The following is a 7,674-nucleotide window of genomic DNA, read 5'->3' as shown; positions in this document are numbered from 1 at the left end:
ACCAGCACATAGGGTTTCAGGCCGCCGGTCGCCTCCTCGTCGACGAAGCGCAGGGCGTGGCCCGGCCCGGCCTCGACGACATCGCCGACATTGGTGCGGAAGGTGATGACCTGGTCGTCGCCGGCGCCGGACACATCCATCTCGACGGCGACGAAGGGGGCGTCGACGACGCGTATCCCCACCCTCTCCACCGGGGTCACCAGATAGGTCTTACCGTCCGCGTCCTTGCGCAGCACGGTGGAGAAAAGCTGCACCAGCGGCATGCGCCCGATCGGCGTGCCCAGATAGAACCAGGTGCCGTCGGCCCTGATCTCCATGTCGAGGTCGCCGCAGAAGTCCGGATTCCAGCGCTCCACCGGCGCCGGCCCCTTGCCGGCGCGGGTCGAGCGCGAGATCAGCGCCTCCAACCCGCGCGCCTCGGTGGCGCTGGTGAGGCTCTGTTCACGATGTTCTGTGAGCTCCGTCATGGTCACGAAATAGTCACTGTTGTTCCGCTTGTCAGCCTAACTCTGTGATTTAAGTTCAAATGCAGGCGCCAGGCGAGGCCGAATCGCGGCATTCTGCGGCACAGACAGTGCAAGCCGGTATTTCCAGCACAAGGATCGAAACGGCATGAGCGTGATGATCAAGGAAAGCCCGATCAGCGAAAAGGACATGATCGCCGAGGCCGAGAAGGCGCTGGCGGACATCTCGAAAGTCCGCAACGGCGTCGGCCGCGTCATCTTCGGCCAGGATGCGGTCGTCGAGCGCACGCTGGTGGCGCTGCTCGCTGGCGGTCATGCGCTGCTGGTCGGCGTGCCTGGCCTCGCCAAGACCAAGCTGGTCGAGACCTTGGGCGTCGTGCTCGGCCTCGATTCCCGCCGCGTCCAGTTCACCCCCGACCTGATGCCTTCCGACATCCTCGGCTCCGAGGTGATGGAGCAGGACGAGTTCGGCAAGCGCTCCTTCCGCTTCATCTCCGGCCCGATCTTCGCCCAGCTGCTGATGGCCGACGAGATCAACCGCGCCTCGCCGCGGACCCAGTCGGCGCTGCTGCAGGCAATGCAGGAATACCACGTCACCATCGCTGGCGTGCGTCACGACCTTCCCTCGCCCTTCCACGTGCTGGCGACGCAGAACCCGCTTGAGCAGGAAGGCACCTATCCCCTGCCCGAGGCACAGCTGGACCGCTTCCTGATGCAGGTCGACATCCTCTATCCGGAAATCGAGGCCGAGCGCCGCATCCTGCTCGAAACCACTGGCGTCGAGGACGCCAAGGCCGAGAATGTGCTGCAGCCGGCGCGGCTCAAGGAGATCCAGACGCTGATCCGCCGCATGCCGGTGCCGGAAAGCGTGGTCGAGGCGATCCTCAAGCTGGTGCGTTCGGCCCGCCCCGGCCAGGGCCACGCCGAGACCGACAAGCTAGTCGCCTGGGGTCCCGGGCCGCGCGCCAGCCAGGCGCTGACGCTTTGCGCCCGAGCCCGCGCGCTCTATGATGGACGTCTTGCGCCGTCGGTCGACGATATCAGGGCGCTCGCCGAGCCGGTGCTGCAACATCGCATGGCGCTGACCTTCGCCGCCCGCGCCGAGGGCACATCTGTGCGTGACGTGGTGGCGAAACTGGCAAAAGGCATCTGATGGCACGAATAGGCGAGGTCCAGGCACCGGTTGCGACGCGCGATGCGCTCGCCCGTGGCCGGTTGCGGGCCTCGCTGGTGCCGGACCTGCTGGTCGAGGCGCGTCGCATCGTCAACACCGTGATCGCCGGCTGGCATGGCCGCCGCAAGCGCGGCATCGGCGAGAATTTCTGGCAGTTCCGACCCTATGTCGAAGGCGATTCCTCGCGCATCGACTGGCGCCGCTCGGCCCGCGACGATCACACCTATGTGCGCGACCGCGAATGGGAGGCGGCCCACACGGTGTGGCTGTGGGCCGATCCCTCGCCGTCGATGCTCTACAAATCGGCCGGCGCCAGCGTTTCCAAGGAATCGCGCGCGCTCGTCCTGGCGCTGGCCATGGCCGAGCTTCTGTCGCGCAGCGGCGAGCGCATCGCCTGGCCGGGCCTGACCGATCCGTTCACCGCCCGCAACGGCGCCGAGCGCATCGCCGCCCAGCTCGGCCATGCCGGCGCGCTGCCGGCAAAGCCCGACCTCTCCGGCATCCGCCGCTTTTCCGACGTCGTCCTCGTCGGCGACTTCCTCGATCCGGTCGAGGAGACCATGGCCTGGCTCGACGTGCTCGCCCGCCACGGCGTGCGCGCCCACCTGATCGAGGTCGCCGATCCGGCCGAGGAGACCTTTCCCTATGCCGGGCGCACCGAGTTCACCGATCCCGAGACCGGCGACAAGCTGACCGCCGGTCGCGCCGAGATGTTCGGCGATGAGTATCGCCTGCTTTACAATGCCCGCCGCCAGGAACTGGCCGGCTGGTGCAGGCGGCTGGGCTGGAGCTTCACCGTCAATCACACCGACCGCCTCGCCTCGGAAGCGCTGGTGCGCATCCACATGGCTTTGACCGCCGAAGGCAGTCATGCAGGGTTGACCATGGGTCATACCGGGTTGACCGCAGGTCATACCGGGTTGACCGCAAGTCATACCGGGCTGACCGTCCATAGTGGTCATGCCGGAAAGATCGGCGCATGAGCTGGCTACCGCTTTCCTTCGGTGCGCCCATGGTGCTCTGGGGCCTGCTGGCGCTGCCGGTGATCTGGTGGCTTCTGCGGCTCACCCCGCCGAAGCCGCAGACGGAAGTGTTTCCGCCGCTGAAGATCCTGGCCGGCGTCCTGAAGCGCGAGGAGACGCCACAGCAGAGCCCATGGTGGCTGACGCTGCTGAGATTGCTGATGGCGGCCCTCATCGTCGTCGCACTTGCCGAACCGGTCTTCAATCCGCGTGAAAAACTGCCGGCAGAGGGCTCGGCCCTGGCATTGGTCATCGACAATGACTGGGCAAGTGCCGCCGACTGGGGCAAGCGCGTCGCCACGGCCGAACGGCTGATCGCCGACGCCGGCTCGAACGGCGTGCCCGTCATCATCGCCTTCACCGCCGAAAAGCCCAACGCCGAGATCGGCCCCTTCGACGCCGCTACCGCGCTCGACCGGCTGCGCGCGGCCAAGCCGCGGCCGATCCCGACCGACCGTCCCGCCGTCTATGCCCGCGTCGCGGCAAGCCTGGAGAGCCATCCCGGCGCCAGCGTTGCCGTGCTCGCCGACGGGCTCGCCGGGCAAGGCGACGAAGCCGCCTTCAACACGCTTTTGTCGAGCAACGCCGCGCGCCTGGTCTGGGCCACGTCCGACCGGATTTCGCTGACCGGCCTGACCGGCGCCGACAACCAGGTCGACGGTTTCGCGCTGACCGCCATACGCGCGCCGGGCGATCCGGCGCCCGCGCAGGTCACCGCGGGCGCCTTCGATGACAAGGGCCGCCGCATCGCCGATGCGACGCTGACCTTTTCGCCGGGCGAGTCCATGGCCACCGGCACCATGGCCGTGCCGTTCGAGCTGCGCAACGACTTCGCCTCGATCGCGCTCGACGGCGAACATCAGGCCGGCGCCCTGCGGGTGCTGGACGAAAGCTCCAAGCGCCGCCGCGTCGGGCTTTTGTCGCAGTCAGAGGCCGACCAGGCGCAGCCGCTCTTGTCGCCGCTCTACTACATCCGTCGTGCGTTGCAGCCCTTTGCCGATCTCGTCGAGCCATCGAGCGTCGACCTCGCCGACGCCATCCCGCAATTGCTTGACCAGAAGCCGGCGATGATCGTCATGGCCGATGTCGGCACCATTCCCGAGCAGGTCCGGCCTAAGCTGGTCGACTGGGTCGACAAGGGCGGCACGCTGGTGCGTTTCGCCGGCTCGCGGCTGGCCGCCGCCGGCAATGACGACGACCTTTTGCCGGTCAGGCTGCGCAGCGGCGAACGCGCGCTAGGTGGCGCGCTGTCCTGGACGACGCCGCAGCCCGTGACCGAATTCCCGAAGAATGGCGCCTTCGCCGATCTTGCACCACCGACCGAGGTGACCGTCACCCGGCAGGTGCTGGCCGAACCGACGCCCGACATTGTCGAGCGCACCTGGGCGACGCTGGCTGACGGCACGCCGCTGGTGACCGGGCTAAAGAAGGGCAAGGGCACGCTGGTGCTGTTCCACGTCACGCCCGAGGCGACATGGTCGAACCTGCCGATCTCGGGCAGTTTCGTCGAGATGCTGAGGCGCATCGTGCAACTGTCGCGCAACCAGGGTGCCGCGGTCGCCAATGCCGAAGCCGCCGCCACCTCGCTGGCCCCCTATCGCATGATCGCCGCAGACGGCATGCTCGTGCCGCCGACCCCGGACGCTCGCCCGCTGGTGCCAGGTCCCGGTCCACTGCCGGTGACGATCGAAAACCCGCCGGGCCTTTACGGCTCCGAGACCGGTGTGTTCGCCCACAATCTGCTCGATGCAGCCAGCACCTTTGCGCCGCTGGCGAGGCCCAACGTCTCGCTGCCGGTGACCACCATCCAGTACGCTTTTGACGAGTCGCGCAACCTGAAGGGCGCCCTCGTCGCCGCGGCGCTGGTGCTCATGGTGCTCGATACGCTGGCGGTGTTCTGGATGGGCGGCCTGCTATCGCGCCGGCCGCGCCGCGCCGCCGCGACAACGGCGGCTGCCTTGCTTATCGGGCTTGGCGCGCTGCTCGGCCATGCCGATCGCGCACGCGCCGACGACGCCAAGCCCGGCGACACCCAGGCGATCGAGGACATCTCGAAAACCCGCATCGCCTATGTGCTCACCGGCGAGCCCGGCGTCGATTCGATCAGCCGCGCCGGACTGGAAGGCCTGACCCGCTTCCTGATCGAGAAGACCGCGTTGGAGCCCGGCGCGCCGGCCGGCGTCGACATTGCCAAGGACGAATTGTCCTTCTACCCGCTGATCTACTGGCCGATCGACCCGGCCGCCCCGATGCCGAGCGAAGCCTCGATCGCCCGCATCGACGCTTACATGCAGCAGGGCGGAACGGTGCTGTTCGACACCCGCGACCAGTTCGCCAACGGCATCGGCGCGAACTCGACCAGCCCGGCGACGGAACGGCTGCGCGACATCCTCGGCAATCTCAACGTGCCGCCGCTGGAGCCGGTGCCGTCGGACCACGTGCTGACCAAATCCTTTTTCATTCTTCCGGAGTTCCCCGGGCGGTTCAACGGCAGCCCGCTGTGGGTCGAGGCCTCGCTCGACGCCAGCAATGCCGAGAACCGTCCGGTGCGCGTCGGCGACGGCGTCTCGCCGATCCTGATCACCGCCAATGACTTCGCCGGCGCCTGGGCTGTGGACGAGAATGGCGACCCCTTGCTGCCCACAGTGCCGGCGGATCCGATGCAGCGGATCTATGCGCTGCGCGCCGGCGTGAACATCATGATGTATATGCTGACCGGCAACTACAAATCCGATCAGGTGCACGTGCCTGTCCTGCTCGAACGGCTGGGGCAGTAAAGCCATGAACTGGTCGATCCCCTTCGAACCGCTTCTGGCCTGGCCGTGGCTTGTCGCAGTGCTGGCGCCGCTGGCGTTGCTGGCGCTGGTCGGCCTGTGGTTCCGTCAGCGCGGCTCGGTCCTGCGCTTCACCGCCTTGCTGGCGCTCGGCGCCGCGCTGCTCAACCCGGTGTTCCTCGATGAGGAGCGCGATGCCCTGAAGAGCGTTGTCGCCATCATTGTCGACCGCAGCCAGAGCCAGGACATCGGCGAACGCACCAAACAGACCGATGAGGCCTTGGCCGGGCTGCAGCAGCGCCTTGCCCGCTTCAAGCAGTTCGACGTGCGCGTGGTCGAGGCCGGCAAGTCCGATGCCGCCGAGGAGCGTACCGATACCAGGCTGTTCAGCGCGCTCGAAGGCGCCTTCCGCGACGTGCCGCCATCGCGAATCGGCGGCGCCGTCATGATCACCGACGGCGAGGTGCATGACGCGCCCGCCGGCGCGCCCGACTTCAATGCGCCGCTGCACGCGCTCATCACCGGCAATGACCACGAGAAGGACCGCCGCATACGCTTCGAGAACGCACCGCGCTTCGGCCTCGTCGGCAAGCCGCTCGACATGACCTACCGTGTCATCGCCACCGGTGATCAGTCCGGCCAGGTCGACGTCCGCGTTTCGATCAACGGTGAGCAGGTCTCCGTCGAGCGCGCCACGATCGGCCAGACGATGCCCCTGCAGGTCACCATTCCCAATGCCGGCCGCAACATCGTCGAGCTCGCCATTGACCACCAGCCGGACGAACTGACCGACGCCAACAACCGCGCCATCGCTCTGGTCGATGGTATCCGCGAGAATCTGCGCGTGTTGCTCGTCTCCGGCGAGCCGCATGCCGGCGAGCGCACCTGGCGCAACCTGTTGAAGTCGGACGCCTCGGTCGATCTCGTCCATTTCACGATTTTGCGGCCGCCGGAAAAGCAGGACGGCACGCCGATCAACGAACTGTCGCTGATCGCCTTTCCGACGCGCGAATTGTTCGTCGAGAAGATCAAGGATTTCGACCTGATCATCTTCGACCGCTACCAGCACCGTGACGTGCTGCCGATCCTCTATTACGACTACATCTCCGAATATGTCGAAAAGGGCGGCGCACTGCTGATCGCCGCCGGCCCCGAATATTCCGGCGAGAGTTCTATCGCCCGCACGCCGCTGATGTCGGCGCTGCCGGCGATGCCGAGCGGCGAGGTCGTCGACAAGGCCTTCTACCCGCGCCTCACCGATCTCGGCCAGCGCCACCCGGTGACGCGAGGGCTCGACGGATCCAACAGCGAGCCGCCGCACTGGAGCCGCTGGTTCCGCACCATCGGCGTCAAGAACCCCGAAGGCGAAGTGGTGATGAAGGGCGCCGACAATCTGCCGCTCCTCCTGCTCGACCGCAAGGGCGAAGGCCGCGTCGGCATGCTCTTGTCCGACCAGGGCTGGCTGTGGGCGCGCGGCTTCGAGGGCGGCGGCCCGCATGTCCAGCTCTACCGCCGCATCGCCCACTGGCTGATGAAGGAGCCGGAGCTCGAGGAGGAGCGGCTGACCGCCGACGGACGCGGCATGGTGCTCGAGATCCGCCGCCAGACGATGAGCGACGATCCGGGTCCTGCCCAGGTCATCACGCCGTCCGGCAAGGCGCTGATCGTCAAGCTGGAAAGATCCGAGCCCGGCATCTTCCTCGGCAGCGTCGAGACCAAGGAGATCGGCCTCTACCAGGTCGGCAATGGCGACCTGACGGCGCTTGCCCATGTCGGGCCGATCAACGCGCCGGAATTCGCCGACGTCATCTCCACCAAGGACCGACTGAACGCGCCGGTCGAGGCGACCGGCGGCAGCGTGCGCCGGCTGGCCGCCTCCTCCGCGCTCGGAGGCATCACCGGCGGCGTGACGCTGCCTTCGATCGTTCCGGTCCGCTCCTCGGGCGTCGCATCCGGCGCCGACTGGATCGGGCTGCGCACCACCGACGACAGCGTGCTTAAGGCGGTTTCCCGCGTGCCGTTGTTCGGCGGTTTCCTAGGTCTTGGCCTGCTGCTCCTGGCGATGGGCTCGATGTGGTACCGCGAAGGGCGGTAGCCTTTTCCTTCTCCCCGTTTCACGGGGAGAGCGACTGTCTTGGCTGTCAAGCTGTTTGCCATGGTTTTTGGTCGCGGATGATGGCGTTGAGAATGGTCAGCAGCTTTCGCATGACGGCCACGACGGCGACGATCTTCGGCTTGCC

Annotated in this window: 5 protein-coding genes and 1 pseudogene; 4 read left to right on the top strand and 2 right to left on the bottom strand. The window is 67.2% G+C overall.

Annotated features, from left to right (window positions below; translation table 11 throughout):
* The coding region (locus EN781_RS19855) for a DUF1285 domain-containing protein (protein ID WP_127400252.1) at positions 1–467 on the bottom strand (467 nt) is incomplete at its 3' end.
* A 145-nt stretch (positions 468–612) separates the two neighbouring features.
* Between EN781_RS19855 and EN781_RS19850 the strand changes: the two genes are divergently transcribed.
* Genes EN781_RS19850 through EN781_RS19835 form a run of 4 tightly spaced genes read left to right on the top strand, consistent with a single transcriptional unit; the run spans position 613 to position 7,529 of the window.
* A complete protein-coding gene (locus EN781_RS19850; protein WP_126058656.1) occupies positions 613–1,617 on the top strand; it encodes a MoxR family ATPase in 1,005 nt (334 codons plus the stop codon).
* Entirely contained in the window at positions 1,617–2,621 is a 1,005-nt protein-coding gene (locus EN781_RS19845; RefSeq protein ID WP_245455413.1) for a DUF58 domain-containing protein, read from the top strand. The genes EN781_RS19850 and EN781_RS19845 overlap by 1 nt, the downstream gene beginning before the upstream one ends.
* Positions 2,618–5,437: a DUF4159 domain-containing protein gene (locus EN781_RS19840; RefSeq protein WP_126058655.1), complete on the top strand. Its 2,820-nt coding sequence runs from the start codon at positions 2,618–2,620 to the stop codon at positions 5,435–5,437. Before EN781_RS19845 ends, EN781_RS19840 begins: the two co-directional genes overlap by 4 nt.
* A 4-nt stretch (positions 5,438–5,441) precedes the next feature.
* Entirely contained in the window at positions 5,442–7,529 is a 2,088-nt protein-coding gene (locus EN781_RS19835) for a hypothetical protein (protein ID WP_127400251.1), read from the top strand.
* A gap of 46 nt (positions 7,530–7,575) precedes the next feature.
* Here EN781_RS19835 and EN781_RS19830 read toward each other — a convergent pair.
* Positions 7,576–7,674: pseudogene (locus EN781_RS19830) on the bottom strand (IS110 family transposase); the annotation flags it as partial.

This window comes from Mesorhizobium sp. M4A.F.Ca.ET.090.04.2.1 (assembly GCF_003999085.1).
Lineage (GTDB): Bacteria > Pseudomonadota > Alphaproteobacteria > Rhizobiales > Rhizobiaceae > Mesorhizobium.
The sequence above is the reverse complement of the archived record's forward strand: the minus strand, read 5'-3'. Positions and strand labels throughout refer to the sequence as shown.

Coding starts and splice junctions, on each gene's coding strand:
- EN781_RS19850 (WP_126058656.1), top strand. CDS start 613: ATGAGCGTGATGATCAAGGAAAGCCCGATCAGCGAAAAGGACATGATC.
- EN781_RS19845 (WP_245455413.1), top strand. CDS start 1,617: ATGGCACGAATAGGCGAGGTCCAGGCACCGGTTGCGACGCGCGATGCG.
- EN781_RS19840 (WP_126058655.1), top strand. CDS start 2,618: ATGAGCTGGCTACCGCTTTCCTTCGGTGCGCCCATGGTGCTCTGGGGC.
- EN781_RS19835 (WP_127400251.1), top strand. CDS start 5,442: ATGAACTGGTCGATCCCCTTCGAACCGCTTCTGGCCTGGCCGTGGCTT.